Raw genomic sequence first — 25357 nt, forward strand, 5'->3', positions numbered from 1 at the left:
CTTCAGCGGGAGACGGATGCCGTGCGGCGGCGCCGCAGGACTCCGACGACTCCGGCGATGACCAGCGCCACGGCGACGACGATCCCGGCGATCGCGGTGACCGCACTGTCCGGTTCGCCGGTGAGGCGTCCGACCGCGAGCCAGGAGAGCCCCCAGGCGGTGGCGAGCGCCGGGGCGATCCGCTTCAGTACGAGCGCGGTGGCGACGCCGATCACGAGCACGACGGCGAGCACGGCGACGGCCCAGACCTCGGCCTGCTCAGCCCAGTCGGCGGGAGCGATCTGCGTGAACCAGGCCGCGGCGTTGGCGACCGTCGCGATCGTGACCCAGCCGAAGTGCAGCCCGTTCGCGCCGTCGACGACGATCCGCTCGGGCCAGGTGCGCGGGCTGTGCCGGTCGAGCAGAACGATCACCCGCGCGAGAGCCGCGAGGAGCACTGCGATGACGAGGACCGTCAGCGGCAGGGTAAGGAACTGCGCCGTCACGAGCCAGAGGCCGTTGAGCACCATGGTCGCCGCGATCCACCAGCCGGTCTCGCGCTGACGCTCGTTGTCGCGCTGCGCCGGCAGAGCCTGCCACACCGTGTAGGCGATGAGCCCGAGGTAGATGAGCGACCAGATCGAGAACGCCGGCCCGGCGGGCGCGAGGTACGAGCCGGATGCCGACAGCGCGCCGTTCTGCAGCTCGTCGACGGAGGATCCGCCGAGGGCACCCGACCCGACGGCTGCGGCGATCAGCATGAACACGACTGCGGCGATGGTCGCGGCCTGGCGGACGATGTCCTTCGAGCGGGATTCCATGTTGGGCACGGTACGCGCACGCGCGTCGGGCGCCCAGCCCCTTGACGCTCGCTTGGCTAACGTCTAGCCTGGCTAGCTAAATGTTGTGGTGGCGCCGACCCGCGCTGCGCAGGAGATCTCTCGCAATGAAGGACGCGCACGCGGCATCCGTCCTTCGTTACGAGAGATCTCCTCCGTTGCGGGTGAGGCCGGAGGCGCGGGTGAGGCCGGCGCGAGTGAGGTCGGGGCGAGTGAGGCCAGGGCGAGTAAGGCCAGCGCGGGTGAGGCCGGAGGCGCGGGTGAGGCCGGCAGCGCGGGTGAGGCCGGCAGCGCGGGGCGCCGGTCAGCGGACGGCGGCGTCGATCAGCACCTCTGCGGCATCCCGCGCCTGCCTCGCCACGGTCGAGTCACCCGAGATCGCGGCCGTGCTCTGCGCGCCCTCCGCCAGGATCGACAGCTGTGCGGCGAGGGATGCCGGCGCGCCGGCATCCGTCACCAGTCCGGTCATGTAGCGCTGGAACGACGCCTTGTGCTCGCGCACGATCTCGGCGACCTCGGGGTTCGTGCCGCCGAGCTCCCCGAAGGCGTTGATGAACGCGCAGCCGCGGAAGTCGTCGGTGCAGAACCAGTCCTCGAGGTAGCCGTAGACGGCGAGAAGGCGGTCGCGCGGGACGCTCCCGGCATCCGCCACTGCGCCGGTCAACCCGGACTCCCACTCCCCGTGCTTACGGGCGAGCACAGCGGTGACGATGTCGGCCTTGGCCGGGAAAAGGGCGTACAGCCGGCGCAGCGACACGCCGGACGCCGCGCGCAGCTCGTCCATGCCCACGGCGGTGTATCCCTTGCGGTAGTAGAGCTCCTCGGCGGCGGAGAGGATGCGCTCGCGAGCCTCTTCTTCGGTCATACCCAAGAGTTTACTTGACACGAGAACGAACGTTCTCTAGATTGGTCACATCGAGCGAGAACGATCGTTCTCACCGGAACCGAAAGGATCAGGATCATGGGTTACATCACCGTCGGAAACGAGAACAGCACCCCGATCGAGCTCTACTACGAGGACCAGGGGTCGGGGCAGCCCGTCGTCCTGATCCACGGGTACCCGCTCGACGGTCACAGCTGGGAGCGCCAGACCCGCGAACTGCTCGACCAGGGCTACCGCGTCATCACGTACGACCGCCGTGGCTTCGGCGGCTCCTCGAAGGTGAACGCCGGCTACGATTACGACACCTTCGCCGCAGACCTCAACACGGTCCTCGAGACCCTCGATCTGCGCGACGTCGTGCTCGTCGGCTTCTCGATGGGCACCGGCGAACTCGCCCGCTACGTCGCGAAGTACGGACACGAGCGCGTCGCGAAGCTCGCGTTCCTCGCCTCGCTCGAGCCCTTCCTCGTGCAGCGCGACGACAACCCCGAGGGTGTCCCGCAGGACGTGTTCGACGGCATCGCCGCGGCCGCCAAGGGCGACCGATTCGCGTGGTTCACGCAGTTCTACAACGACTTCTACAACCTCGACGAGAACCTCGGTTCGCGCATCAGCCAGGAGGCCGTCACCGGCAGCTGGAACGTCGCGATCGGCAGCGCTCCCGTCGCCGCCTACGCCGTGGTCCCCGCCTGGATCGAGGACTTCCGCGCCGATGTCGAGGCCGTGGCCGCCGCCGGCAAGCCCACCCTGATCCTGCACGGCACGAAGGACAACATCCTGCCGATCGACGCCACCGCGCGCCGGTTCCACCAGGCTGTCCCCGAGGCCGAGTACGTCGAGGTCGAGGGCGCGCCCCACGGCCTGCTCTGGACCCACGCCGACGAGGTCAACGCCGCACTGAAGGGCTTCCTCGCGAAGTAACCCGAGCGACACCTGGCTGAGAACAGGACAAACGCTCGAGATCAGGAGGATTCGCGCAGAATCCTCCTGATCTCGGGCGTTGTTCCTGCTCTGGGGCCGGCCGTCAGCCGCGCATCGCGACGCCGCGGCGCCAGTAGCCCATGAAGGCCACCTGTCCGCGGTCGATGCCGAGGTCCTTCACGAGGTGGCGGCGCAGCGTGGTGACGACGCCGCTCTCGCCCGCGATCCAGAAATAGCGTTCGGCCGGGGCATCCGCCACCGCGATCTCCTCGCCGAGCCCCGAGTAGTCCGGTGTCTCCCACAGCAGATCCTCGGACTCGATATCGGTCACGTCGACGTCGTCACCGGCATCCGCGTCTCCGAGGTACTCGAGCACCGCCGGGATCAGCTGCAGACCGTGGTCCTGCTCGGTCGTGCGAGGCAGCCACCGCACCTCGACGCCCGCGGGAGCGGCGATCGACAGCACGTCGTCGGCGGACGGGACCTCGATGAACGCGCACCCGCGCAGGTCGCGCGGGGCGTCTTCGAGGATGCGCGCGATGGCCGGAGCGGCGGTCTCGTCGCCGGCCAGCACGACGGATGCCGCGGTGCCCGGCTCGAACTCCGCTCCCCCGTGCGCGGAGGCGGGGATGCCGCGCCGCGGCCCCACGATGAACAGCTCCTGCCCGACGGCCGCCGCGTCGGCCCAGCGCGACGCGGGTCCGGAGAGGCCGGGCGCGAGGTGCAGCACGAAGTCGACGTCGATCTCGGTGCTGGCGTCCGTCACCCGCAGCTCGCGGACCGAGTAGGTGCGCATCGACCCGCGCTCGTGCTCCGGCACGGCCAGGTACGAGGCCCACCAGTTGTCGGTGTCGCGGTCGAGGTCGGGCAGGACGCCGGATGCCGGAGGGAAGACGATCTTGATCCTCGAGTCGAACACGTCGCCGGGGGTGCCGAACTCGAACAGCTCGTCGCCGCCGAACGTCACGCGCACGAAGTTCGGCGAGACGCGGTCGACCGCGCGCACCTCGGCGCGCGCCAGGACGTAGGTGGGGCGCTCGGTGGTGGTCTCAGCGGACATGATGCCTCCCGATCGGTGTGACCATCGGCTTTCCTGATACCGGGTCGGTGGTGATCTGATTCGCGAGGCCGAAGACCTCTTCGACGTGCTCGGCCGTGACGACCTCCTGCGGCGTGCCTGTGACGTGCACGCGTCCGTCCTTCATCGCCACGAGCTCGTCTGAGTAGCGGGCGGCGAGGTTCAGGTCGTGCAGCACCATGACGATGGTCGTGCCGCGCGAGACGCTGAGGTCGGTGAGCAGGTCGAGCACCTCGACCTGGTGCGCGACGTCGAGGAACGTGGTCGGCTCGTCGAGCAGCAGGATGTCGGTCTCCTGGGCGAGCGCCATCGCGATCCACACGCGCTGACGCTGCCCGCCGGAGAGCTCGTCGACGCTGCGGTCCGCGAGCTCGGTGGTTCCGGTCACGTCGAGCGCGTCGGCGACCACCTCGTAGTCGTGGGTGCTCCAGCGCGACAGCATCTTCTGATGCGGATGCCGGCCACGACCCACCAGATCCGCGACCGCGATGCCCTCCGGCGCGACGGGCGACTGCGGCAGCAGACCGAGGATGCGCGCGACCTCCTTGGTCGGTCGGGCGTGCACCGACTTCCCGTCGAGCACGATCTGACCGTCGGTGGGCGAGAGCAGGCGCGCGAGCGACCGGAGCAGCGTCGACTTGCCGCATCCGTTCGCGCCGACGATCGTCGTGATCTTGCCCGGGGTGATGGCGAGATCGAGCCCCTCGATGATGGTGCGGTCGCCGTAGGCGAGCGTGACGGACTCCGCCGTCAGGGTGTGCGACTCGGTCACAGAGAGCCTCCCGAGCGATTGGTGCGGACGAGCAGGTAGATGAGGTACGGCGCTCCGAGCACGCCGGTGATGACGCCGACCGGGTACCGCTCACCGAACGCGAACTGGCCGATGAGGTCGCCGCCGAGAACGAGCACGGCGCCGACGAACGCGCTGGGCAGCAGCGGGTTCGCGCCGGGGCCGGTGAGGCGGGCCGCGATCGGACCGGCCATGAACGCGACGAAGGCGATCGGGCCGGTGGCAGCGGTGGCGAACGCGAGCAGGGCGACGGCACCGAGGATGCAGAGCACGCGCGTCGTATTCACCCGCACCCCGAGTCCGGATGCCGAGTCGTCGCCGAGCCGCATCGCGCCCAGCGCCCGGCCCTGCCCCAGCAGCAGCGGCACGATCACGATCGCCGCGATCGCGAGGGGTGCGACACGCTCCCAGGAGGCGCTGTTGAGGCTGCCGGTGAGCCACTGCATCGCGGTCTGGATATCCCACGACGCGGCACGCGACAGCACGTACGAGATGACGCTCTGCAGCATCAGCGAGACGCCGATGCCGATGAGGATCAGCCGGGTTCCGGCGAATCCGCCGCGGATCGACAGCAGGTAGATGGCTCCGGCGGTGAGCAGCGCTCCGCCGAGGGCCATGAGGGAGACGAGCGGACCGTCGAGCGACAGCACGATGATGCCGATCACGGCGGCGGCGCCGGCGCCGTTCGAGATGCCGATGATGTCGGGGGAGGCGAGCGGGTTGCGCAGCAGCGTCTGGAACGAGACGCCGGCCATGCCGAACGCGATGCCTGCGAGGATCGCCAGCACGGCCCGAGGCAGCCGCAGCTCGCCGACCGTGAACGAGGCGCCCGGCACGGTCTCGCCGAGGATCACGCGCACGACGGCGTCGAGCGGGTAGAACGTGTTGCCGACCATGAGCGCGAGCGTGAACAGGGTGAGCAGCACGACGCCGAGCACGATCGTCGCGACCGCGTGGCGGCGGTGGCGTGCGCGACGCCCTGCGACGATCGCGGCGATGCGGTCGCGCGACGAGATCTGCAGGGGAGCGGTGCGGTCCATGGTGCTCACAGCTCACGCACCTTCTGGCGACGGACGATCCAGATGAAGAACGGCGCTCCGATGACGGCGGTGATGATGCCCACCTGGATCTCCTCCGACGATGGCGAGATGACTCGGCCGATCACGTCGCTCGCGAGCAGCAGCGCCGCACCGGCCACCGCCGAGAACGGCAGCAGCCAGCGGTGGTCGGTGCCGATCAGCATCCGGCACACGTGCGGGATGACGAGCCCGATGAATCCGATCGGACCGGCGATCGCGGTCGCCGCGCCGGCGAGGATCACGGCACCGAGCGCCGACACGAGCCGGGTGCGGAACACGTGCTCGCCGAGGCCCTTGGCCATGTCGTCGCCGAGCGCGAGCGAGTTCATTCCCCGCGCGCTCGCCAGGCAGATGAGTGCGCCGAGCGCGAGCACCGGCGCGGTAAGCGCGATGCGCGGCCACTCGGCTCCGCCGACCCCGCCGATCTGCCACGACTGGAAGGCCTGCAGCAGGTCGACGCGCGGCAGCATCACGGCGCTGATGAGGGAGGCGAAGGCGGCCGAGGTCGCCGCGCCGGCGAGGGCCAGCTTGAGCGGGGTGGCACCGCCGCGACCGAGCGAGCCCACCGTGTAGACGAAGGCGGCGGCCAGCGCGGCGCCGGTGATCGCGAGCGCCATCTGTCCGTACGGGTTCGTCATGCCGAGGAACGCGAGGCCGAGCACCACGGCGAAGGACGCGCCGTTGGAGACCCCGAGGATGCCGGGGTCGGCCACGGGATTGCGGGTCACCGCCTGCATGGTCGCCCCTGAGAGCGCGAGGGCTGCTCCGACGAGAAGGGCGAGCACCGTGCGCGGGATGCGCTTGACGACGGCCGCCTCGGCGATCGTGTCGGCGCGTCCAGAGAACGCTGCGCCGATGTCGTCGAGCGTGACGGCCTGCACGCCGAAGCTCACCGACAGCGCGCACAGCACGAGCAGCACTCCGACCCCGGCGAGAAGCCAGATGGTACGCAGCCACGCCGGGCGTCGCAGATCTGCGATGCCCGGCGCGGGAGCGGTGACAGCGGTCACGGGATCAGAGCGGGATGGCGCGGACGATCACTGCGCGAGCGGCGCAGCCAGGGCTTCGAAGTACTTGTCGATGCCCCACGGGATGGAGAGCGGCGTCGGGTTGGCCGATGCCGCCAGCGGGGTGGAGTCGGGCAGCACGGCGACGCGGCCCTCGGCGATCGCGGGGATCTTCGACAGGAGCGGGTCAGCCTGAAGGAGGGCGAGCGTCGAGTCGTCGCCGTAGGTGATGATGAGGTCGACGTCGTCGAACTTCGCGGCGTCCTCCGCGCTGACCTGCAGGTAGAACTGGTCGGTGTCGGCATCCGCCTCGAGCAGCGAGGAGAGCGGCATCCCGAGCTCGTTCAGGTAGCCGACGCGGGGGTCGATCGGCGTGTAGTACCCGATCTGGCTGAGGTCGGTCGGGTCGACGAAGAAGAACATCGCCTTCTTGTCCTTGAGGTCGCCCTGCGCGTCGAGCGCGGCCTCGGCGTCGGAGTGCAGCTTCTCGACGAGCGCGTCGCCCTCGTCCTCGAGCCCGAGGGCCTTCGAGTTCATCTCGATCATCTCGTCGACGGTCGTGCCCCAGGGGATGTCGGGGTACGCGACGACCGGAGCGATCTTCGAGAGGGTGTCGTACTCCTCCTGGGTGATCGCGGAGTACGAGGCGAGGATCACGTCGGGCTGCGTGTCGGCGACGGCCTCGAAGTCGATGCCGTCTGACTCGTCGAACAGGACAGGGGTCTCGCCGCCGAGCTCGTCGAGCTTCTCCTCGACCCAGGGCAGGATGCCGTTGTCGTCGTCGTCGCCCCACGTGGCCTTGCTCATGCCGACCGGCACGATGCCGAGAGCCAGCGGCACCTCGTGGTTCGCCCACGCCACCGTCGCCACGCGCTCGGGCTTCTCGGTGATCGTCGTCTCGCCGTAGACGTGCTCGATCGTGACCGGGAAGGCGCCGTCGTCGGCCGGGTTGCTCCCGGCGGAGTCGGAGTCGCCACCGGACGGAGTGGAGCAGGCGGCGAGGCCCACGGCGAGCGCCGCGGCGACACCGGCGGCGAGGAGACGGGAGGTGCGCACAGGCGTTCCCTTCGGTTGGAGATGGAGGGTAGGGCGCACGAGGGCGCCGGGGCTTTGGTAAGCCTGGCCTAATCTAACAGAAAGTAAGGCGACCCTCATCTCGAGCCGAGGCGCGAGGATGCAGAAAGCCGGCCGGATCCTGTGAGGATCCGGCCGGCTTCAGGAAGTCAGCGCGTGCTCAGAGAGCGCGGATGTTCGCCGCCTGCATGCCCTTGGGGCCACGCTCAGCGTCGAATTCGACCTTCTGGTTCTCGCGGAGCTCCTTGAAACCGGAGCCGGCGATAGCCGAGTAGTGAGCGAAGAGGTCTTCCGAACCGTCATCAGGAGCGATGAAGCCGAAACCCTTCTCCGCGTTGAACCATTTCACAGTGCCAGTGGCCATGTGTTTCTACTTTCTGTTGATACGGCCGCTGAAGCGGCCCGTGCCGCACCGGATCATCCGGCGCGCACACTCCGTCAACGTATCACGGCGGGCTGACGAACGGTCGGGACGTTCTCGCGGTGGAGCACGGCAGCCTCGGTGCGGCTCGCCACGCCCAGCTTGCGGAGCACCGCCGACACGTGCACGCTCACCGTCTTGATGCTGATGAAGAGGCGCTCGGCGATCTGGCGGTTGCTGAGCCCCTCGGCGATGAGTTCGAGCACCTGGAGCTCGCGCGCGGTGAGCGGCTCGACGTCGCCCGACTCGATGGTGGCGGCGTGTGGGCCGTCGGACATGCGGAGCCCGGCGGCATGCCCGAACTCGGCGACCGTGCGTCCGAGGGGCACGTGTCCGAGGTCCTCGGCGGTGCGCCGGGCGACGTCGAGGACGGATGCCGCGGCCGTCCGGTCTCCGACGTCGACCAGCGTCCGGGCGAGTTCGAGGCGGGTCATGACACGCAAGGTCACCGGCACGTCGTCGCCGTCGGCGAGGTCGACGGCGGCCTGCAAGGCCGAGACCGAGGGATCGAACAGCGCCGAGAGGATGCTCCACCAGGCGTCGTCGAGGAGCTGCTCGGGTTGGCTGAGCCAGGCGTCACGCACCTCGGACACCGCGTCGTCGACCGCCTCGCCGGTGGCCCGGAGCTCGGCGATCAGCCACCCCGCCTCGAGCATCAGGCGACGCTCGTGCAGCAGCCTCGGGCCGTCGTCGCGGAGCATGGCACGGACCTCGTCGAGCGCGGCCCGCAGGTCTCCCCCGCTCTCGGCGACCGAGAGGCGCATCATGATCTCGTCGTACCAGATCTGCCGCTCGTCGACCCCGGCCTCGGCGAACACCGGGTGCCACTCGCGCACGATCTCGGCGGCCTCGACGTGGCGGCCGCGCCACGACAGCACACGCACCCGCGTCATGGTGGAGTAGGCGTGGAAGATGCGCAGGGTCGCCTGCGCGAGCTCGCGCGCCAGCATCCCCTCGACCCGCTCGATCTCGCCCATCTCGAGCAGAGGCACCGCCATGTTCTGCGTCATGATCGCACCGGTGGTGCGCTCGACGCCGTACTCGCGGGCTCTCTCCATCCCCTCCTCGGCCACACGGACCGCGTCGCGGTAGCGCCCGAGCAGACCCAGCAGGTCGGAGTAGTTGACGCGGTACCGCAGCTCCGCGTTCGTCGTGTTCGCGCGTGCGAGCGCCAGCGCGTACTGCTCGTGCGATTCGGCGACCCTGCCCAGATGCGCGAGGGAGGCCGCGCGGATGTTCGCCGCGATCGACATCTCCTCGTCCGAGCCCGCCGCCTCGCCGCGACCCTCCGCCTCCGTCGCGATGTCGATCGCGTCGGAGAGGCGCCCGGCAACCATGTACCGGCTGCCGAGCTGGTTGAGGATCGAGGCGTGCAGTCGATCGTCGTCGACGCGGCCGTCGAGCACGGTGAGCGACTCCTGCAGCAGCGGAACCGACCCGTTGCGCCCGAGGTTCATCGTGTAATACGCCTTGTCGCGCAGCAGGCGCGCGTGGGTGCGCGGGTCGACGGCCGCGGGGTCGACCTCCGACAGTGCGAGGTTCACCACGGTGAGCGCGCGCTCCCCGTCTCCTGCGTTGCGCAGCACCGAGCCCAGCGAGCGCAGGAACTCCAGGCGCGGGACGTCGACGACCTCCGCGGCATCGGGCACCTGCGCCCAGAGGTCGAGGACGAGCTCGCCGAACCGCGCGGCACTCGCGAAGGCGAACCGTGCCTTCGCATCGACCATCGCCGTCATCGCCGCCGCGAGCGCCCGCTGCGGATCCTGCGCGAGCTGCCAGTGATACGCGAGAGCCGCTGCCTCGCCGCTCGCCGCGCCGGCGCCCCACTGTTCCAGGAGCTCCGCGTACGCGCGATGCAGCCGGGCCCGCTCCCCCGGCAGCAGGTCGTCATGAACGGCCTCGCGCAGCAGCGCATGGCGGAAGCGGTACTCGTCGTCGACCACGATCAGGATGCCGCTCTGAGTCGCCTCGCGGATCGCCTCGTCGAGCCTCCCGTCGGCGAGGCCGGCGAGCGCGGCGATGGTCGGGTGACTCAGCGCCCGATCGGCCCCCGAGGCGACCTGCACCACGCGCCGCGCCTCGTCGCCGAGACGGTCGAACCGCGCGAGCAGCAGGTCGCGCAGGGTTCCGGGGAGCGGCCCGGTCGCGCATCCCGCGATCTCCTCGACGAAGAACGGCACGCCCTCCGCCCGCACCTGGATGCGCTCGATCGCGGTGTCGCTCAGCGGCTGACCCGTTATCGCCTCGGCGAGCTGGCGCACCGCGACCGCGTCGAGGCGATCCACCTGCACCCGCTCGAGCAGACGCGCCCGCGTCGACTCGCCGATGAAGGAGCTCACCGCATCGCCTCGGCGCACGTCGTCGCTGCGGCACGACAGCAGCAGCATGATGCGTCCGCGCGACAGCGTGCGCAGCAGGAAGGCGAGGATCGCGAGCGTCGAATCGTCGGCCCAGTGCAGGTCTTCGACGATCAGGACCTGCGGGTTGCGCTCGGACGCGACCTCGATGAGGGCGGCGATCGCATCGCGCACCCGGTCGGGACTCGTCTGGCTGCGCTCTGTGGGGTTCAGCTCGGGCAGCAGCATCCCGAGCGCCTCGGCGCCGACCCCCAGCTGCGCGCGAACGCTCTCGGCGCCCAGCTGCGACACGATCGAGCGCAGGATGCCGACGAGCGGCCCGAACGGCGTGCGCGACGCCCCGAGGTCGAGGCACCATCCGACGTGCACATCGGCACGGTTCGCGACGTCGGCTGCGAACTCGCGCAGCAGTCGCGACTTGCCGATGCCCGCTTCCCCCTCGACGAGCAGCGCCACCGGGGCGCCCTCGAGCGAGCGTTCGAAGACCGCGCGCACGACCTGCGATTCGGCCTCACGGCCGACCATCGCGGTGCTCGGAGCGGACGGGGGCATGGACTCATCGTGCCACTCCCCTCCGACATCCGGCAGGGCCGCTGCCGTCGACAGAGGCTCGGTCGGCGTCACCGCGCGGGGGCGGGTTCGCAGGGCGCGGCGCGGCGGGCGGCGACGGCATCCTTCCCGCCTTCGCGCGATGCGGCGGAGCCGTGCAGCATCCTTCCCATCAACCGGCGCAGCGGACCCGCCGGCCGGGGGACGATCTGGTCGGCGTGCTCGGCGAGGAAGCGGCGGCGCTCGGCGGCGCGCTCCAGTTGCTGCCGGTCGAACTCGGTGACCTGATAGCTGAGGTACGGGTGCTCGTACATGACATCTCCTCGGTTGGGATGTCCCTACACTCCGCTCTGAGGTCGACCTCCGGCATCGGGAGGATGCCCTATCTTTCTGGCGTGGGCACCCTAGCCGCGCCCCGCCCGCACGCGACGAGGCCCGGACGCAGCGACTGCTGCAGTCCGGGCCTCGTCGGGTGATGCGGGTGTCAGGCGTCCACGTCGCCGCGCCACGAGCCGGTCTCGGCCCCGCGCTTCTCGATGAACTCCTTGAAGTTCTTGAGGTCCTTCTTCACGGCGTGCGATCCGGCGCCGACGAGCGATCCGACCTTCTCGAGAAGGCCCTCCGGCTCCCAGTCGATCTGCACGGTGACGCGCGTCGTCAGGTCCTCGAGCTTGTGGAACGTCACGACGCCGGCGTGCTCGGTGTCGCCGCCCGTGCTCTTCCACGCGACGCGCTCGTCGGGGTGCTGCTCGGTGATCTCGGCGTCGAACTCGCGCGTCGCGCCGCCCACGTTCACCTTCCAGCGGTTGTGCGTGTCGTCGATCTGCACGATCGACTCGACCTCGTCGAGGAACTCCGGGAAGCTCTCGAACTGGGTCCACTGGTTGTAGGCGACGTCGACGGGGACGTGAACGTCGATGGTCTCGATGATCTGCGCCATGTGATGCTCCTCACTGATTCGACTTGTGTTCCGTGCCTCTATTCGACGCCCTTCCCCGTCCGGATGCGAAGGGGTTGACAGGGTGCGGGGCAAGAGCGCAAGGGGCCGGATGCCGAAGCGACCGCCGAGTAGCGTGGAGCCATGCGCATCCCCGCCGCGATCCGCGCCTCGAAGCGCTCGCCGTTGCTGCAGGTGGTCAAGTCCGCCGCCGCGACGATCGCGGCCTGGCTGCTCGCGGGATGGGTCGTGCCGGGGCAACTGCCCGTGTTCGCCGCGATCGCCGCGCTGCTCGTCGTGCAGCCGAGCATCAACCAGTCGCTGTCGAAGGCGCTCGAACGCAGCATCGGAGTGATCGTCGGCGTCGTGATCGCCGTCGCCCTCGGTCTGCTGCTGGGCTCCCCCAGCTGGATCGTGCTGCTCGCGATCGTCGTCGCCATGCTCGTGGCGTGGGTCTTCCGCGCGACCCCGGGCACCGGCAACCAGGTCGCGATCTCGGCGATGCTCGTGCTGGCACTCGGATCGACCCCCGACTACGCCCTCGCGCGGATCTTCGAGACCCTCATCGGCGTGGCCATCGGCATCGTCGTGAACGCCCTCATCGTGCCGCCGGTGCTCGTCGCCCCCGCGAAGCGCGACCTCGGACTGCTCGGGGGAGAACTCGCCGCGAGCCTCGATCGTCTCGCCGATGCGCTGCCCGAGCCCCAATCCCCCGCACAGCTGCAGGAGCTCATGCTCGAGGTGCGGCTGCTCCGGCCGATGCGTGACGCGGCAGAGGCATCGATCGCCGCCGGCGAGGAGTCGCTGACGCTCAACCCGCGCCGCTCGACGCACCGGGTCGATCTCGCCGAGATGCGGGCGTTGCTCGACAAGCTCACCCCGATCGTCACGCAGACCATCGGCATGACGCGCGCGTACTTCGACCACTACGACGATTCGATCGGCGAGGAGCCCGCCGTCGCCGCGATCGCCGACCAGCTGCGGCGCGCGGGGCACGACGTGCGCCTCGCGGTGCAGATCGCCGATGTGGCGCGGGAACCGGAGGCCCTGACCTCGACGATCCCCGCGCTGACGGCGCCCCTCGTCATCCGTCCGCCGTCGTCGGCGCACTGGATCCTCATCGGCTCGCTGATGGAGGACCTGCGCCGCATCCGCGGAGAACTCGTCGACGAGGACTGAGCGCGGTCAGTCCCGCTCGGCCTCGATGTCGCTGCTGTGCCGACCGTCGTCATCGCCGTCCGACGGAAGCTCTCGCGGCGGGTCGCTCTTGTTGTCCTCGGTGCCGAGGTTGTCGTTCTCCTCCGCGCCGGGCGACGGCTCGGAGCTGATGTCGGTGCGGTCGGTGTCGATGCCGTCGTTCTCGGTGCCCATGTTGTCGATGCCCATGATCGGTCCTCTCGGTCTGGTCGATGTTCGTGCGACATTATCGGCGCCGCCGCGAGGTGGCAGCGGTCTTGACAACCGCCGCGCCCCCCTCTCCTGCGCCGAGCCACCCCTTTCCGTGCGAGCCACCCCTCTTCTGTGCGGCCGTAGAGGGGTGGGCGGCATGGAAAGGGGCCGGTCGGCGCGAATACGCTGGGCTGATGAGCACGCACATCGCCGCAGAGCCCGGTCAGATCGCCCCCGTCGCCCTCTTCCCCGGCGACCCGCTGCGGGCGAAGTGGATCGCGGAGACCTTCCTCGAGGACGCCGAGCTCTACTCCGAGACCCGCGGGATGCTGGGATTCACCGGCACCTGGGAGGGACACCGCGTCTCGGTGCAGGGGTCGGGCATGGGGCAGCCGTCGATGGCCATCTACGCGAACGAGCTGTTCGACTCCTACGGCGTCGAGACGATCGTGCGCGTCGGGTCGTGCGGGGCGCTGACCGAGAAGCTCGCGGTGCGCGACATCGTCATCGCGAACGGCGCGTGCACGGACTCCGGGATCAACCGAGTGCGGTTCCACGGCCTCGACTACGCCCCTGTCGCCGACTTCGGCCTGCTGCGCGCGGCGGTCGAGGCGAGCGAGTCCGAGCCGATCGACTCGGCCGTGCACGTGGGGCTGCTCTTCCCGAGCGACCAGTTCTACAGCACCCGCCCCGAGCTCACGGAGCCGTTCGTGAAGCACGGGGTGCTGGGCGTCGAGATGGAGGCCGCCGGCCTGTACACGCTCGCCGCGTACTACGAGCGCCGCGCTCTCGCGATCTGCACGGTCTCCGATCACATCGTCACGGGCGAGGAGACCACCGCGCAGGAGCGGGAGCAGACGTTCGGCGACATGATCCGCATCGCGCTGCGCGCCGCGACCTCGGTCTGAGGCCCGCCCTTTCGAATCGCGTAAATTGCAGATCTCAGGGCGTCGGAGCTGCCAGTCAAGCGATTCGAAAGCAGACCAGGGGATGAAAGGATCGGAGGATGCTCCTCGACCCGACGACCCTGGCTGACGGATCCGACGCGGATGCCGTCTACACGGCGTTCGTCGACTGGGTCGAGTCGACCGGCATCAGCCTCTACCCCGCGCAGGACGAGGCGCTGATCGAGATCATCTCGGGCAACAACCTAATCCTCTCGACGCCCACCGGCACCGGAAAGTCGCTCGTCGCCGTCGGCGCGCACTACGCCGCCCTCGTCACCGGTCGCCGCTCCTACTACACCGCCCCCATCAAGGCGCTCGTCAGCGAGAAGTTCTTCGCGCTCGTCGACGTGTTCGGAGCCGCGAACGTGGGCATGATCACGGGCGACTCGTCGGTGAATCCGGATGCCCCGATCATCTGCTGCACGGCCGAGATCCTCGCGAACCTCGCTTTGCGTCAGGGTCCGGATGCCGCGGTGCAGCAGGTCGTGATGGACGAGTTCCACTTCTACGCCGACCCCGACCGCGGGTGGGCGTGGCAGGTGCCGCTGCTCGAACTCCCCCAGGCGCAGTTCATTCTCATGTCGGCGACCCTCGGCGACGTCACGCAGCTGGCCTCCGACCTCACCCGGCGGACCGGCCGCGAGACGGCATCCGTCACCGGCGTCGAACGCCCGGTGCCCCTGCACTTCTTCTACGAGACGACGCCGATCCACGAGACCATCGACGACCTGCTGAACACCGGGCAGGCGCCGATCTACGTCGTGCACTTCTCGCAGGCGGCGGCGATGGAGCGCGCGCAGGCCATGTCGAGCACCAAGGTCGCGACGCGCGAGCAGCGGGACGAGATCGCGGCGCTGATCGGCGGCTTCCGCTTCACCACGGCGTTCGGCAAGACGCTGTCTCGCTTCCTCCGGGCGGGCATCGGCGTGCATCACGCCGGGATGCTGCCGAAGTACCGCCGCCTGGTGGAGCAGCTCGCGCAGCGCGGCCTGCTGCGCGTGATCTGCGGCACCGACACGCTCGGCGTCGGCATCAACGTGCCGATCCGCACCGTTCTGCTCACGGCGCTGACGAAGTTCGACGGCACCAGGATGCGGCAGCTCAACGCGCGGGAGTTCCATCAGATCGCGGGGCGGGCAGGACGCGCAGGGTACGACACCGCCGGTACGGTCGTCGCCCAGGCGCCCGAGCACGAGACCGAGAACATCGCCGCCATCAAGAAGGCCGGCGACGATCCGAAGAAGAAGCGCAAGATCATCCGCAAGAAGGCACCGGACGGGTTCGTGTCGTGGGGCGAGCCGTCGTTCCGGAAGCTGATCGACGCGGAACCCGAGACGCTGACCTCGCACATGCAGATCACGAGCGCCATGATGCTCAACGTGATCGCCCGCGGCGGCGACGTCTTCGCGAATATGCGCGCGCTGGTATACGACAACCACGAACCGCGGAAACGGCAGCGCGAGCTCGCCCGGCGTGCGATCGGCATCTATCGCACGCTGCTCGAATCGGGCGTCGTGGAGCGCGCGCCGGACGGCGCCATCCGCCTCACGGTCGACCTGCAGCCGAACTTCGCGCTCAATCAGCCGCTCTCGCCGTTCGCGCTCGCGGCGTTCGAGCTCCTCGACCCCGATCCCGCCGCCGGCACCGGCACCGGCTCGTACGCACTCGACATGATCTCGATCGTCGAGGCGACCCTCGACGACCCGCGAGCGGTGCTGAGCCAGCAGGAGTTCCTCGCGCGCGGCGAAGCCGTCGCCGCGATGAAGCGCGAGGGCATCGAGTACGACGAGCGCATGGAACTCCTCGAAGAGGTCACGTATCCGAAGCCGCTGGACGAGCTGCTGAGCGCCGCGTTCGAGACGTACAGCGCGGCGCAGCCGTGGATCCGCGACTTCGAACTGCATCCGAAGTCCGTCGTCCGCGACATGTACGAGCGGGCCATGTCGTTCGGGGAATACGTCGCCGAGTACAAGATCGCCCGGTCGGAGGGCGTCGTGCTGCGCTATCTCTCGGACGCGTATCGCGCCGCCTCGCAGACCATCCCTGAGGAGCTGAAGGACGAGGATCTACGCGACCTCATCGAATGGCTCGGCGAGCTCGTGCGCCAGGTCGACTCGAGCCTGCTCGACGAGTGGGAGGAGCTCGTGGCCGGTGTCCCGCAGGACCACGACGACGAGCCGATCGTGCCGCCCGCACCGAAGCGCCTCACCGCGAACGTCCGCGCGTTCCGCATCCTCGTGCGCAACGAGCTGTTCCGCCGGGTGCAGCTCGCCGCGCGGGAGGACGTCGCGGCGCTGGCCGAGCTCGACCCGTCGTTCGGCGCCGACGCATGGTCGGATGCGCTCGACGCGTACTTCGGCGAGCACGACGAGATCCTCACCGGACCGAACGCCCGCAGCTCTCAGCTGCTCCTCCTCACCGAGGGCGCGACCGAATGGACAGTGCGTCAGATCATCGACGACCCGGCCGGCGACCACGACTGGGGCATCTCCGCGACCGTCGACCTCGCGGCGTCCGACGAGGAGGGCGCGGCGGTGGTCACGGTGACGGCCGTCGACCGGCTGTAGGGCTCGGTGCCAGACGGGCCACGCGCAGCGGATCGAACAGCATCCCGAGCCCGCATCGCACGAGCAGGGCATGCAGCGCCAGGCAGATCCCGATGACGGCGGCGGTGATCACCACCGGAGAGAGAGCCTCGACCACCGGATCCACCCGCCACCCCGCGGCCCGGACGCCGGCGTCGAGGAGCGCGAGCGGGATCATGTGCAGCACGTAGATCGGCAGCGTCCTGCGGCCGATCCACCGCAGCGGTCGGGCGAGCGGCGCCGCACTCCGGTCGACGAGCGCGCACACCGCGACGCCCCACGCCACGGCCACGACGCCGAGCAGCGGCCACACCCCCGGCCACTGCCGCATCCCCAGCACACCGACGATGGCCGCCGCCCCGAGGTACAGCAGGCCGAGACCGACTGCGCGCACGGGATCGGATGCCGCGGCGAACCGCTCGACCCCGTCGCGGAGCCGCAGCCCGGCGAGGAAGAAGAACAGGTTCTGCACGACCTGCCACAGGTTGCCGAGATCGGGGATGACGCCGGCCGCGGCGACCGCCGACACCGCGAACGCCACCGGCAGCACGACCGCCGTCGGCACGTCGCGGGTGAGCCGCGCCACGGCGAGGTAGGCGGCGAGCGCGAGCAGGTACCAGAGGTTCGTCGGGCTGATCGTCAGCTGCGCGATCAGTTCCCATCCGGTCTCGGCCTTGGCCGTGTCGAAGTCGGGCGTGAGCGCGAGCACGGCGGTCTGGATGAGCACCCAGATCACGTACACCGCCAGCAGCCGGCCAGCCCGGCGTCGCCACGACGACCCGTCGGCGGCCAGCACGGCGCGTCCCGCGAACATCCCCGAAATCAGGAAGAACAGCGGCACGCGCAACGGCAGCAGCTGGGCGTTCACCGTGGCCCACACGTCGGTCACGGTGCCGGCGCCCGGCATCCCCACCGCATGCTTGGTGACGACGTGCCACAGCACGACGAGGATGATGCAGACGCCCTTCGCGACGTCCGGCCAGCCGACCCGAGCGTTCACCGGCCCGGCACCTCGGCGGCGCGCACGAGGCGTTCCACCAGGTCGGGGTAGGCGACGTCGGCGGCGGCGAACATCCGCGGGACCTGGGATGCCGCGGTGAGGCCCGGCATCGTGTTGACCTCGTTCAGGACCGGCCCGTCGGCAATGAGGAAGAAGTCCATGCGCGCGACACCCGCGCAGCCGAGGGCGTCGAACATGGTCAACGCCGCCCTGGTCAGAGCGGTGTGCTCGGCGTTCGTGAGCGCGGCGGGCACCGTGAAGCGCGCCGTGCCGTCGTACTTCGTCGCGGTGTCGAACAGACCGGTCGTCTCGATCTCGAGCGGCGGAGCCGCCCACCGCACACCGCCCGCCTCGCGGATCACGGCGACGTCGATCTCGCGCCCCCGCACGACCTCCTCCACGAGCACCCTCCGGTCGTAGCGCGCCGCCTCGCGCAGCGCCGCCGCGAGCTCCCCCTCCTCACGCACGAGCCCGACGCCGTAGCTCGATCCGCTCGACACGGGCTTCACCACCACGGGGCCCTCGAACTCGGCATCCCCCAGCGCCGCGGCGTCGACGACCCGGCCGCGCGCGATCCGCAGACCGGCCGCCTGCGCGACCAGCTTCGTGGCCCATTTGTCCATGCCGATCGCTCCGGCGCCCAGACCGGAGCCGACCACCCGCACCCCCGCGAGGGCGCACAGCGCGGCGAGCGCTCCGTCTTCCCCGAGCGGACCGTGCACGGCGGGGAACACCACGTCGGCGTCGCCGAGCAGCGGCAGTGCGGCGGCCAGTGAGGCCGCCGCATCCGCTCCCTCCGCGAGCCCCGGCACCTGCCACACCCCCTGCTGCGAGATCGTCACCCCGCTCACCGCGTGCCCGCGCGATCGCAGCGCCTCCGCCACCGCGTCGGCCGAGGCGAGCGATACTGCGTGCTCGGCGTTCTGTCCTCCTCCGATCACCAGCACCCTCATGCGAGCCCCTCCTGCTCGCCCGCGTCACGAAGGAGATCGCTCGCAATGAAGGACGATTTCTGCGCTTCCGTCCTTCGATACGCGAGATCTCCTGCGATACCGCGCTGCACCCGAGCCCCGATCCCCGTGACGATCGTGTGCGGGATCGTCCCGGCCCACCGCGCCCACTCCTGCAGGCTCGGCACCGCCCCGCCCTCGGGCCCGAACACCACCGCCGTGGTACCCCGCGGCACGCGGCGGTCACCGGTGTCGACGACGATCTGGTCCATCGACACCCGCCCGACGAGCGGGCAGCGGATGCCGTCGATCGCGACAGCCGCCCCCGGGGCCAGCTCGCGCGGGATGCCGTCGGCGTACCCGACCCCGATCACCGCGAGATGCGTGGCACGATCGGTCGTGTACGCCCCGCCGTATCCGACGGAGGTACCGGCCGCGACGGCGCTGCTGTGCACGACGGATGCCGTGAGCCGCGCCGCTCCGTGCAGTTCCATGGTCTCCGACGGGTCGATGCCGACGAGTCCTGCCCCCACCCGCACGAGGTCGAAGTGCGTCGCGCGGTCGGTGAGCGCGCCGGAGGTCGCGGCGAGGTGCACGAGCAGCGGCCCGAACCCCGCCCGCAGCACCGCGTCGCGGCCGTGCCGAAGACGCAGCACGGCCGGCGCGTTCGCCACGGGATCGGCCCCGTCGGCGCACGGCAGATGCCCCATCACGCCCACCACGCGGATGCGGTCGCGCGCTGCTCGAGCGACACGCAGCAGCTCGTCCCAGTCGTCGAGCGGGACCCCGCCCCGCGTCATGCCGGTGTCCAGGTGCAGGTGCACGCGCAGCAGCGGCGCCCCGGGAACCGCGTCCGCCACGAGCTGCCGAAGCTCGTCGACCGATCCCACGGCGATGTCGATGCGGTCGGCGGCGGCCTGCGCGGCATCCACCCCCGACGGGTTCAGCCAGGCGAGGATCGGCGCCTCGATGCCGGCCGCGCGCAGAGCGCCGCCGTGTGCGGCATCCGTGACTCCGAGCCATTCCGCTCCGGCAGCGAGCGCGGCTCTCGCTACGGTGAGCGCGCCGAGTCCGTCGACTCGCGGATCCGCGCGACGTTCGCCGCGACCGCCGCGGGAAGCGTCTCGAGCGTCGGAGCGTGCAGTCGCGACAGGGTCAGGCGTCCGACCGGCGCCGTCAGGGTCATCGATGCACCCGCGGGTCGGCGTTCGGGTCGGCGTACATGAGGGGGCAGCCGTTCGCGACGGCACCCGGCCGCAGTTCGAAGTGCCAGCGCTCGTTGGCGTAGATCTGACAGAGGCCGAACTCGGCGCCGTGCCGCGACAACCAGTCCTGCGCCGCCACAGGGCCGAGATCGACGGCATCCCCCGACACGTGCTCGGAGTTCTCCGGCGTCGCCACCCAGCGCGCCGCCTCGTGCTCGGAGCCGTACTGCGCGACGGCATCCTCACGCAGCTGCTGCTGGTACGCGGCCGACCGCCAGCCGCTGTTGACATGCATGGTCACGCCGTCACGCTCGGCCGCGGCCGTCGCCGCCGTCCGCACGGCCGCCAGCAGCTCGGCGTCGAGGTTCGACACCGCCGGCACATCGTCGAACACCGAGACGGCTCCCTCTTCCCGGATCAGTCCGTCGGCCTCGGTCACGGGTCCGGACAGGAGGGGAGTGGATGCCGCAGCCAGCGACTGCTGACCGATCAGCACGGCCGATCCGGCGATCACGGCGGCCAGCACCACGGCGCCGATCACCGTCACCAGCCGGCGCCGTCTGAGAGCGAGGGAAGTGTTCATGGAACTCAGTCAACGAGCGCCGCTGTTGCGAGGTCGTATGCGGATTTGCATACGCTCGCGATATGTCGGGGTGCGTAAGCTCTCAGCACATGGGAGTCCTGTCGTGCGCGTGCTGATCGTCGAGGACGAGCCCTATCTGGCCGAGGCCGTGCGCGACGGACTCCGCCTGGAAGCGATCGCGGCCGACATCGCCGGCGACGGCGACAGCGCGCTCGAACTGCTCGGCATCAACAGCTACGACCTCGCCGTGCTCGATCGCGACATCCCCGGACCCTCCGGCGATGACGTCGCCCGATGGATCGTGGCGTCGGGCAGCGGCATCCCCATCCTCATGCTCACGGCCGCCGATCGCCTCGACGACAAGGCGACCGGGTTCGAGATCGGCGCCGACGACTACCTCACGAAACCGTTCGAGCTGCGGGAGCTCGTGCTGCGACTGCGCGCGCTCGACCGGCGTCGGCAGCGCGCGCGGCCGCCGGTGCTCGAGATCGCGGGACTGCGGCTCGACCCGTTCCGCCGCGAGGTGTATCGCGACGGTCGCTATGTCGCCCTCACCCGCAAGCAGTTCGCCGTGCTCGAGGTGCTCGTCGACGCGGCGGGCGGCGTCGTCAGCGCCGAGGAGCTGCTCGAGCGCGCCTGGGACGAGAACGCCGACCCGTTCACGAACGCCGTGCGCATCACGGTGTCGTCGCTGCGCAAGCGCCTCGGCGAGCCGGGACTCATCGCCACCGTGCCCGGAGTCGGGTACCGGATCGACGCGGAGGGACGAGCGGATGCCGTCGCCGAGGCGTAGACGGCGCGGGATCACCGCCCGCTGGAAGCTCACGCTCAGCTACGCGGGCGTCGTCGTCGTGTCGGGGGCGCTGCTGCTCGCCGCTGTGGCACTGTGGCTGCTGCGGTACGTGCCGGATGTGAACATCATCACGGAGATCGATCAGTTCGTGCCGAACCGCTCCGACCTCATCCGAGCGTTCATCCCCGCCGCCGTCGTCGTGATGATGGTGCTGCTCGCGATCGGCATCGGCGGAGGATGGCTGCTCGCCGGCCGGATGCTGGCCCCGCTCGATCGCATCGGCCGCGCCGCCCAGCTCGCCGCGCAGGGGTCCTTGTCGCACCGGGTCGACCTGGAAGGGCCGCGCGACGAGTTCCGCGACCTCGCCGATGTGTTCGACGCGATGCTCGAACAGCTCGAGGCGCATGTCGCAGAGCAGCAGCGGTTCGCGGCGAACGCCTCTCACGAGCTGCGCACCCCGCTCGCGATCTCGCAGACCATGCTCGAGGTGGCCCGCGACGACCCGCACCGCGACATCGACGGTCTCATCGACCGGCTGCAGGAGGTGAATTCGCGCGCGATCGAGCTGACCGAGGCGCTACTGCTGCTCAGTCGCGCGGAGCGCCGGGTGTTCACGCGCGAGCCGCTGGATCTGTCGCTGCTGGCCGAGGAGTCGGTCGAGACGCTGCTGCCGCTCGCCGAGCGCCGCGGCGTGACGATCGACGAGGGCGGCGACACCGCGAACGTCCTGGGCTCCCCCGCCCTGCTGCAGCAGCTGATCACGAACCTCGTGCACAACGCGATCGTGCACAACCTCCCCGAAGGCGGCACCGTCGTGGTGCGGACGCACGTGCTGCCCGAGGCCGTCGCGCTCGTCGTCGAGAACTCGGGGCCGGTGCTCGCGCCGCACGTCGTGTCGACGCTGGCCGAGCCGTTCCAGCGCGGATCGGAGCGCGCTCGCGGTGAGGGCCGGGCCGGCGATCACGTCGGGATCGGCCTGGGACTGGCCATCGTGCAGCGCATCGCGCAGGCGCACGACGGTTCGCTCGTGCTGACCCCGCGCCAGGGCGGCGGATTGAACGTGACGGTGTGGTTGCCGCATCCGTATCCCGCGTCGCGGTCGATGCCCGCCGCGTGATCCGGCGCAGAGCCCTGGTCGGCACCTCCCGCTCCAGGGCTCTCGGTCGGCACCTGCCGCTCCAGGGCTCTCGGTCGGCACCTCCCGCTCCAGGGCTCTCGGTTGGCACCTGCTGCCGCAATTCTCGGAGGATTGCGGCAGCAGGTGCCGACTGAACGGGAGGGATGCCGGCGTCAGGCGACCTGCGAGCCTCGCAACGCCGCGATCTCGCGGCCGTAGGCGACGGCATCCGTCTCGGCGTTCTCCTTGAGCTCGCGGGCCGTGTCGGCGAAGGCGTCGAGCGCCGGGTTCACGCCGACGAGCGTGAACGGACGCTGCACGACGCGCAGGTCGAGGCCCCAGACGTCTTCGAGCACGCGGCGCAGCCATCCGGTGGAGTGGTCCCAGCCCTCCTTGGGCGTTCCGGGGGCGTAGTTGCCGCCGAGCACGGTCACGAGGGTCGCGGGCTTGCCGCGCAGCGCGGTGCCCTGCGGGTCGATGCGCGGGTCGGTGTACGACAGGTCGAACCAGGTCTTGAAGTGCTGCGAGACGCCGTAGTTGTACAGCGGCACGGCGAAGAGCAGCGCGTCGGCGCCGATGAGCTCGTCGGCGAAGGTGGTCGCGAGGGCCCGGGCCTCGTTCTGCGCGGGAGTGCGCTGCGCCTCGTCGACGAAGCCGCCGGTCACGGCATCGGCCCACGCGGTCGCGGGCACGGGGTCAGCGGCGAGGTCGCGACGGGTCACGGTGGAGTCGGGGTGGGATGCCGTCCACTCGGCCTCGACGAGGTCGGCGAGCGATCGGCTGGCGGACGACGCGGGAAGGATGCTGGCATCCAGGCGGAACAGGGACATGTGTGACCTTTCGTTTTTCGTAGCCGCTCTGTTTTTCTTAGCGACTCGGGTTAACGTAGCACAGGTAGAATGGCATCGTGTCCGAGACAGCTCACGAGATCCAGCGGTGCGACGCCGCCGTGACCCTCGCGTTCAGCGTGCTCGGCAAGCGGTGGAACGGCATGATCGTGTCGACCCTCGGCGGGGGACCGTCGACGTTCGTCGCCCTGCGCCGCGCGGTCGCGGGGATCAGCGACACCGTGCTGTCCGATCGCCTCGGCGAACTGGCCGATGCCGGACTGGTCGAACGATCGGTCGACGCCGGCCCTCCGGTCACGGTCTCCTACGCGCTCACCGACGGCGGTCGCGGACTGCTGCCGATCCTCGACCAGCTCGGCCGATGGGCCTCCGCGAACCTCGCGGTGCGGCCGCGGTAGCCCCCGACCCCGGTTTCGAATCGCTTGATTTGCAGATTCCGGCGGTCGGAAAGTGCAAAGTGCGCTATTCGAAAGAAGGGTCCCCGGCCGTCACCAGGGACTGGGCTCGTAGTCCTTGAGGAACACGCCCTGGATGTCTTCGCCGGCCTCGCCGCGCACGATCGGGTCGTAGACGCGGGCGGCTCCGTCGACGAGGTCCAGCGGGGCGTGGAAGCCCTCCTCCGCGAGGCGCACCTTCGTGTAGTGCGGGCGCTCGTCGGTGATCCAGCCCGTGTCGACGGCGGTCATGAGGATGCCGTCGGTCTCGAGCATCTCCCCCGCGCTCGTGCGCGTGAGCATGTTGAGCGCGGCCTTCGCCATGTTCGTGTGCGGGTGACCCGGTCCCTTGTAGCGGCGCGAGAACTGCCCCTCCATCGCGGACACGTTCACGACGTACTTGCGGCGGGCGGGCGACGCGGCCATCGACGCGCGCAAGCGGCTGATGAGCAGGAAAGGGGCGGTCGTGTTCGCGAGCTGCACCTCGAGCATCTCGAGCGGATCGACCTGGTCGACCGACTGCACCCAGCTGTTCACGCGGTTGACGTCCGGCACGAGACCGCCGGCGTCGATCGCCGTGCCGTCGGCGTGCTTCTCGAGCGATGAGGAGCCCGGTGCCATGGCGAGACGAGCGAGGTCTTCGGCCGTGAGCGCCTGGCCGCCCTGCTCCGCGACGGTGCCTCCGAGCGCCGCGACCGAGAGCAGCGGATGCGCGTCGACCGATGCCTGCAGCGCCTGCGGATGGGGGTCGGCGGTGTGCCCGAAGGTCTCCATCTCGGGCAGCGGACCGTCGGGCAGCGGCTGCAGCTCGGCATCCGCCAGCAGCGAGTACGCACCCGGTGAGCGCCGAACCGTCTGCGCGGCGTTGTTGATGAGGATGTCGAGGGGCCCCTGTGCGGCGACGGAATCCGCGAGGCCGATCACCTGAGCCGGGTCGCGCAGATCGATGCCGACCACGCGCAGCCGGTGCAGCCAGTCCGCGGCATCCGGAAGCGCCGAGAAGCGCCGCACGGCGTCGCGCGGGAAGCGCGTCGTGATCGTGGTGTGCGCGCCGTCGCGCAGCAGACGCAGCGCGATGTGCATGCCGATCTTCGCGCGTCCGCCGGTGAGCAGGGCGCGCTTGCCGGTGAGGTCGGTGCGGGCGTTGCGCTTGCCGTGGCTGAACCGGGCGCAGTCGGGGCACAGCTGGTGGTAGAACGCATCGACGAGCGTGTACGGCTGCTTGCAGATGTAGCAGTTTCGCGGCTTGAGCAGCTCGCCGGCGATCGGAGCGTCGACCACGCTCGAGGCCAGGTCGTTGCCACGGGTCTCGTCGTCGATGCGATCGGGGGCGCCCGTGGCGGTGCGCGCGACGACGGCCTTGTCGGCCTCGGCGATCGCGTCGCGGATCTGCTTGCGGCGCACGCGCTTGACGTCCTTGAACATGGCGGCGGTCGCCTGCCGCACGGCGATGAAGTCGGGATGCTCGTTGTCGATCGTGTGCAGTTCGCGGAGCACGCGGAGCGTCGTGGCGAGGTCTGCGGGGTCGATGCCGGGTCCGAGGTCGGGTGAGGCGTCGGAAGGGGCATCGGTCATTGGGCCGATTTTACGCG

General features: G+C 70.3%; 25 protein-coding genes and 1 pseudogene. 7 read left to right on the plus strand and 19 right to left on the minus strand.

Translation table 11 applies throughout. The features are described 5' to 3' along the window. Window positions 1-2: 2 nt before the first annotated feature. Together RAC81_RS06835 and RAC81_RS06840 are read right to left on the minus strand one after the other, a co-directional pair. Entirely contained in the window at window positions 3-800 is a 798-nt protein-coding gene (locus RAC81_RS06835) for a tryptophan-rich sensory protein (protein ID WP_375081654.1), read from the minus strand. 322 nt (window positions 801-1122) lie between these two features. Next, window positions 1123-1683: a TetR/AcrR family transcriptional regulator gene (locus tag RAC81_RS06840; RefSeq protein ID WP_375081655.1), complete on the minus strand. Its 561-nt coding sequence runs from the start codon at window positions 1681-1683 to the stop codon at window positions 1123-1125. 96 nt (window positions 1684-1779) lie between these two features. On the opposite strand from RAC81_RS06840, the gene RAC81_RS06845 reads away from it, so the two are divergent. Continuing rightward, window positions 1780-2622 (plus strand): alpha/beta fold hydrolase, encoded by an 843-nt coding sequence (locus tag RAC81_RS06845; protein WP_375081656.1) that lies wholly within the window; start codon window positions 1780-1782, stop codon window positions 2620-2622. 103 nt (window positions 2623-2725) lie between these two features. Here the strand turns inward: RAC81_RS06845 and RAC81_RS06850 are convergent, their stop codons facing one another. From RAC81_RS06850 to RAC81_RS06890, 9 genes are all read right to left on the minus strand, one after another. Further along, window positions 2726-3682 carry a siderophore-interacting protein gene (locus tag RAC81_RS06850; RefSeq protein ID WP_375081657.1) on the minus strand — a complete coding sequence of 319 codons (957 nt, stop codon included), beginning with the start codon at window positions 3680-3682 and terminating at the stop codon, window positions 2726-2728. Further along, window positions 3672-4472 (minus strand): ABC transporter ATP-binding protein, encoded by an 801-nt coding sequence (locus RAC81_RS06855; RefSeq protein WP_375081658.1) that lies wholly within the window; start codon window positions 4470-4472, stop codon window positions 3672-3674. Before RAC81_RS06855 ends, RAC81_RS06850 begins: the two co-directional genes overlap by 11 nt. Beyond that, window positions 4469-5530, minus strand: coding sequence for a FecCD family ABC transporter permease (locus RAC81_RS06860; RefSeq protein WP_375082047.1), 1062 nt, complete (start codon window positions 5528-5530; stop codon window positions 4469-4471). The genes RAC81_RS06855 and RAC81_RS06860 overlap by 4 nt, the downstream gene beginning before the upstream one ends. 5 nt (window positions 5531-5535) lie before the next feature. Beyond that, on the minus strand, window positions 5536-6579 hold the full coding sequence (locus RAC81_RS06865; RefSeq protein WP_375081659.1) for a FecCD family ABC transporter permease: 1044 nt from the start codon (window positions 6577-6579) through the stop codon (window positions 5536-5538). 27 nt (window positions 6580-6606) lie between these two features. Then, window positions 6607-7632, minus strand: a complete 1026-nt coding sequence (locus RAC81_RS06870; RefSeq protein WP_375081660.1) for an iron-siderophore ABC transporter substrate-binding protein — start codon at window positions 7630-7632, stop codon at window positions 6607-6609. Window positions 7633-7810: 178 nt separating this feature from the next. Continuing rightward, window positions 7811-8014, minus strand: a complete 204-nt coding sequence (locus RAC81_RS06875) for a cold-shock protein (protein WP_050723174.1) — start codon at window positions 8012-8014, stop codon at window positions 7811-7813. A gap of 74 nt (window positions 8015-8088) precedes the next feature. Next, window positions 8089-10980, minus strand: coding sequence for an AAA family ATPase (locus RAC81_RS06880; RefSeq protein WP_375081661.1), 2892 nt, complete (start codon window positions 10978-10980; stop codon window positions 8089-8091). 68 nt (window positions 10981-11048) lie between these two features. After that, complete coding sequence (locus RAC81_RS06885; RefSeq protein ID WP_375081662.1) at window positions 11049-11291, minus strand: hypothetical protein; 243 nt, start codon at window positions 11289-11291, stop codon at window positions 11049-11051. A gap of 170 nt (window positions 11292-11461) precedes the next feature. After that, window positions 11462-11917: an SRPBCC family protein gene (locus RAC81_RS06890; RefSeq protein WP_341935826.1), complete on the minus strand. Its 456-nt coding sequence runs from the start codon at window positions 11915-11917 to the stop codon at window positions 11462-11464. A gap of 141 nt (window positions 11918-12058) precedes the next feature. Between RAC81_RS06890 and RAC81_RS06895 the strand changes: the two genes are divergently transcribed. Continuing rightward, window positions 12059-13093 (plus strand): aromatic acid exporter family protein, encoded by a 1035-nt coding sequence (locus RAC81_RS06895; protein ID WP_375081663.1) that lies wholly within the window; start codon window positions 12059-12061, stop codon window positions 13091-13093. 6 nt (window positions 13094-13099) lie between these two features. Here the strand turns inward: RAC81_RS06895 and RAC81_RS06900 are convergent, their stop codons facing one another. Next, window positions 13100-13300 (minus strand): hypothetical protein, encoded by a 201-nt coding sequence (locus tag RAC81_RS06900; RefSeq protein ID WP_375081664.1) that lies wholly within the window; start codon window positions 13298-13300, stop codon window positions 13100-13102. A 197-nt stretch (window positions 13301-13497) separates the two neighbouring features. On the opposite strand from RAC81_RS06900, the gene deoD reads away from it, so the two are divergent. Together deoD and RAC81_RS06910 are read left to right on the plus strand one after the other, a co-directional pair. Continuing rightward, on the plus strand, window positions 13498-14211 hold the full coding sequence (deoD, locus tag RAC81_RS06905; protein WP_375081665.1) for a purine-nucleoside phosphorylase: 714 nt from the start codon (window positions 13498-13500) through the stop codon (window positions 14209-14211). 98 nt (window positions 14212-14309) lie between these two features. Then, the gene (locus RAC81_RS06910) at window positions 14310-16817 is read left to right on the plus strand and encodes a DEAD/DEAH box helicase (RefSeq protein WP_375081666.1); all 2508 of its coding nucleotides are present in this window, start codon (window positions 14310-14312) and stop codon (window positions 16815-16817) included. Here the strand turns inward: RAC81_RS06910 and RAC81_RS06915 are convergent. From RAC81_RS06915 to RAC81_RS06935, 5 genes and pseudogenes are all read right to left on the minus strand, one after another. Next, a complete protein-coding gene (locus tag RAC81_RS06915; protein WP_375081667.1) occupies window positions 16789-17835 on the minus strand; it encodes an acyltransferase family protein in 1047 nt (348 codons plus the stop codon). The genes RAC81_RS06910 and RAC81_RS06915 overlap by 29 nt on opposite strands. After that, window positions 17832-18788, minus strand: coding sequence for a D-alanine--D-alanine ligase (locus RAC81_RS06920; RefSeq protein ID WP_375081668.1), 957 nt, complete (start codon window positions 18786-18788; stop codon window positions 17832-17834). The genes RAC81_RS06915 and RAC81_RS06920 overlap by 4 nt, the downstream gene beginning before the upstream one ends. Further along, window positions 18785-19798, minus strand: a pseudogene (gene alr / locus RAC81_RS06925) (alanine racemase); the annotation flags it as partial. The gene RAC81_RS06920 and the pseudogene alr, both read right to left, overlap by 4 nt. 38 nt (window positions 19799-19836) lie before the next feature. After that, window positions 19837-19971 (minus strand): hypothetical protein, encoded by a 135-nt coding sequence (locus RAC81_RS06930; protein WP_375082057.1) that lies wholly within the window; start codon window positions 19969-19971, stop codon window positions 19837-19839. Continuing rightward, a complete protein-coding gene (locus tag RAC81_RS06935) occupies window positions 19968-20573 on the minus strand; it encodes a M15 family metallopeptidase (RefSeq protein ID WP_375081669.1) in 606 nt (201 codons plus the stop codon). Before RAC81_RS06935 ends, RAC81_RS06930 begins: the two co-directional genes overlap by 4 nt. 103 nt (window positions 20574-20676) lie before the next feature. On the opposite strand from RAC81_RS06935, the gene RAC81_RS06940 reads away from it, so the two are divergent. Together RAC81_RS06940 and RAC81_RS06945 are read left to right on the plus strand one after the other, a co-directional pair. Further along, on the plus strand, window positions 20677-21366 hold the full coding sequence (locus RAC81_RS06940) for a response regulator transcription factor (protein WP_375082048.1): 690 nt from the start codon (window positions 20677-20679) through the stop codon (window positions 21364-21366). Next, a complete protein-coding gene (locus tag RAC81_RS06945) occupies window positions 21347-22483 on the plus strand; it encodes a sensor histidine kinase (protein WP_375081670.1) in 1137 nt (378 codons plus the stop codon). Before RAC81_RS06940 ends, RAC81_RS06945 begins: the two co-directional genes overlap by 20 nt. 173 nt (window positions 22484-22656) lie before the next feature. On the opposite strand, the gene RAC81_RS06950 is transcribed toward RAC81_RS06945, so the two are convergent. Then, window positions 22657-23313 (minus strand): FMN-dependent NADH-azoreductase, encoded by a 657-nt coding sequence (locus RAC81_RS06950; protein WP_375081671.1) that lies wholly within the window; start codon window positions 23311-23313, stop codon window positions 22657-22659. A gap of 77 nt (window positions 23314-23390) precedes the next feature. Between RAC81_RS06950 and RAC81_RS06955 the strand changes: the two genes are divergently transcribed. Further along, window positions 23391-23729, plus strand: coding sequence for a winged helix-turn-helix transcriptional regulator (locus RAC81_RS06955; RefSeq protein WP_375081672.1), 339 nt, complete (start codon window positions 23391-23393; stop codon window positions 23727-23729). 90 nt (window positions 23730-23819) lie between these two features. Here the strand turns inward: RAC81_RS06955 and RAC81_RS06960 are convergent, their stop codons facing one another. Next, window positions 23820-25340 (minus strand): SDR family NAD(P)-dependent oxidoreductase, encoded by a 1521-nt coding sequence (locus RAC81_RS06960; RefSeq protein ID WP_375081673.1) that lies wholly within the window; start codon window positions 25338-25340, stop codon window positions 23820-23822. Window positions 25341-25357 lie beyond the last annotated feature (17 nt).

Source organism: Microbacterium sp. CR_7 (assembly GCF_041954755.1).
Taxonomy (GTDB): domain Bacteria; phylum Actinomycetota; class Actinomycetes; order Actinomycetales; family Microbacteriaceae; genus Microbacterium.

Coding starts and splice junctions, on each gene's coding strand:
- RAC81_RS06890 (WP_341935826.1), bottom strand. CDS start 11,917: ATGGCGCAGATCATCGAGACCATCGACGTTCACGTCCCCGTCGACGTC.
- RAC81_RS06950 (WP_375081671.1), bottom strand. CDS start 23,313: ATGTCCCTGTTCCGCCTGGATGCCAGCATCCTTCCCGCGTCGTCCGCC.
- RAC81_RS06930 (WP_375082057.1), bottom strand. CDS start 19,971: ATGACCCTGACGGCGCCGGTCGGACGCCTGACCCTGTCGCGACTGCAC.
- RAC81_RS06875 (WP_050723174.1), bottom strand. CDS start 8,014: ATGGCCACTGGCACTGTGAAATGGTTCAACGCGGAGAAGGGTTTCGGC.
- RAC81_RS06885 (WP_375081662.1), bottom strand. CDS start 11,291: ATGTACGAGCACCCGTACCTCAGCTATCAGGTCACCGAGTTCGACCGG.
- deoD (WP_375081665.1), top strand. CDS start 13,498: ATGAGCACGCACATCGCCGCAGAGCCCGGTCAGATCGCCCCCGTCGCC.
- RAC81_RS06880 (WP_375081661.1), bottom strand. CDS start 10,980: ATGCCCCCGTCCGCTCCGAGCACCGCGATGGTCGGCCGTGAGGCCGAA.
- RAC81_RS06895 (WP_375081663.1), top strand. CDS start 12,059: ATGCGCATCCCCGCCGCGATCCGCGCCTCGAAGCGCTCGCCGTTGCTG.
- RAC81_RS06840 (WP_375081655.1), bottom strand. CDS start 1,683: ATGACCGAAGAAGAGGCTCGCGAGCGCATCCTCTCCGCCGCCGAGGAG.
- RAC81_RS06860 (WP_375082047.1), bottom strand. CDS start 5,530: ATGGACCGCACCGCTCCCCTGCAGATCTCGTCGCGCGACCGCATCGCC.
- RAC81_RS06910 (WP_375081666.1), top strand. CDS start 14,310: ATGCTCCTCGACCCGACGACCCTGGCTGACGGATCCGACGCGGATGCC.
- RAC81_RS06945 (WP_375081670.1), top strand. CDS start 21,347: ATGCCGTCGCCGAGGCGTAGACGGCGCGGGATCACCGCCCGCTGGAAG.
- RAC81_RS06935 (WP_375081669.1), bottom strand. CDS start 20,573: ATGAACACTTCCCTCGCTCTCAGACGGCGCCGGCTGGTGACGGTGATC.
- RAC81_RS06845 (WP_375081656.1), top strand. CDS start 1,780: ATGGGTTACATCACCGTCGGAAACGAGAACAGCACCCCGATCGAGCTC.
- RAC81_RS06835 (WP_375081654.1), bottom strand. CDS start 800: ATGGAATCCCGCTCGAAGGACATCGTCCGCCAGGCCGCGACCATCGCC.
- RAC81_RS06960 (WP_375081673.1), bottom strand. CDS start 25,340: ATGACCGATGCCCCTTCCGACGCCTCACCCGACCTCGGACCCGGCATC.
- RAC81_RS06850 (WP_375081657.1), bottom strand. CDS start 3,682: ATGTCCGCTGAGACCACCACCGAGCGCCCCACCTACGTCCTGGCGCGC.
- RAC81_RS06920 (WP_375081668.1), bottom strand. CDS start 18,788: ATGAGGGTGCTGGTGATCGGAGGAGGACAGAACGCCGAGCACGCAGTA.
- RAC81_RS06900 (WP_375081664.1), bottom strand. CDS start 13,300: ATGGGCATCGACAACATGGGCACCGAGAACGACGGCATCGACACCGAC.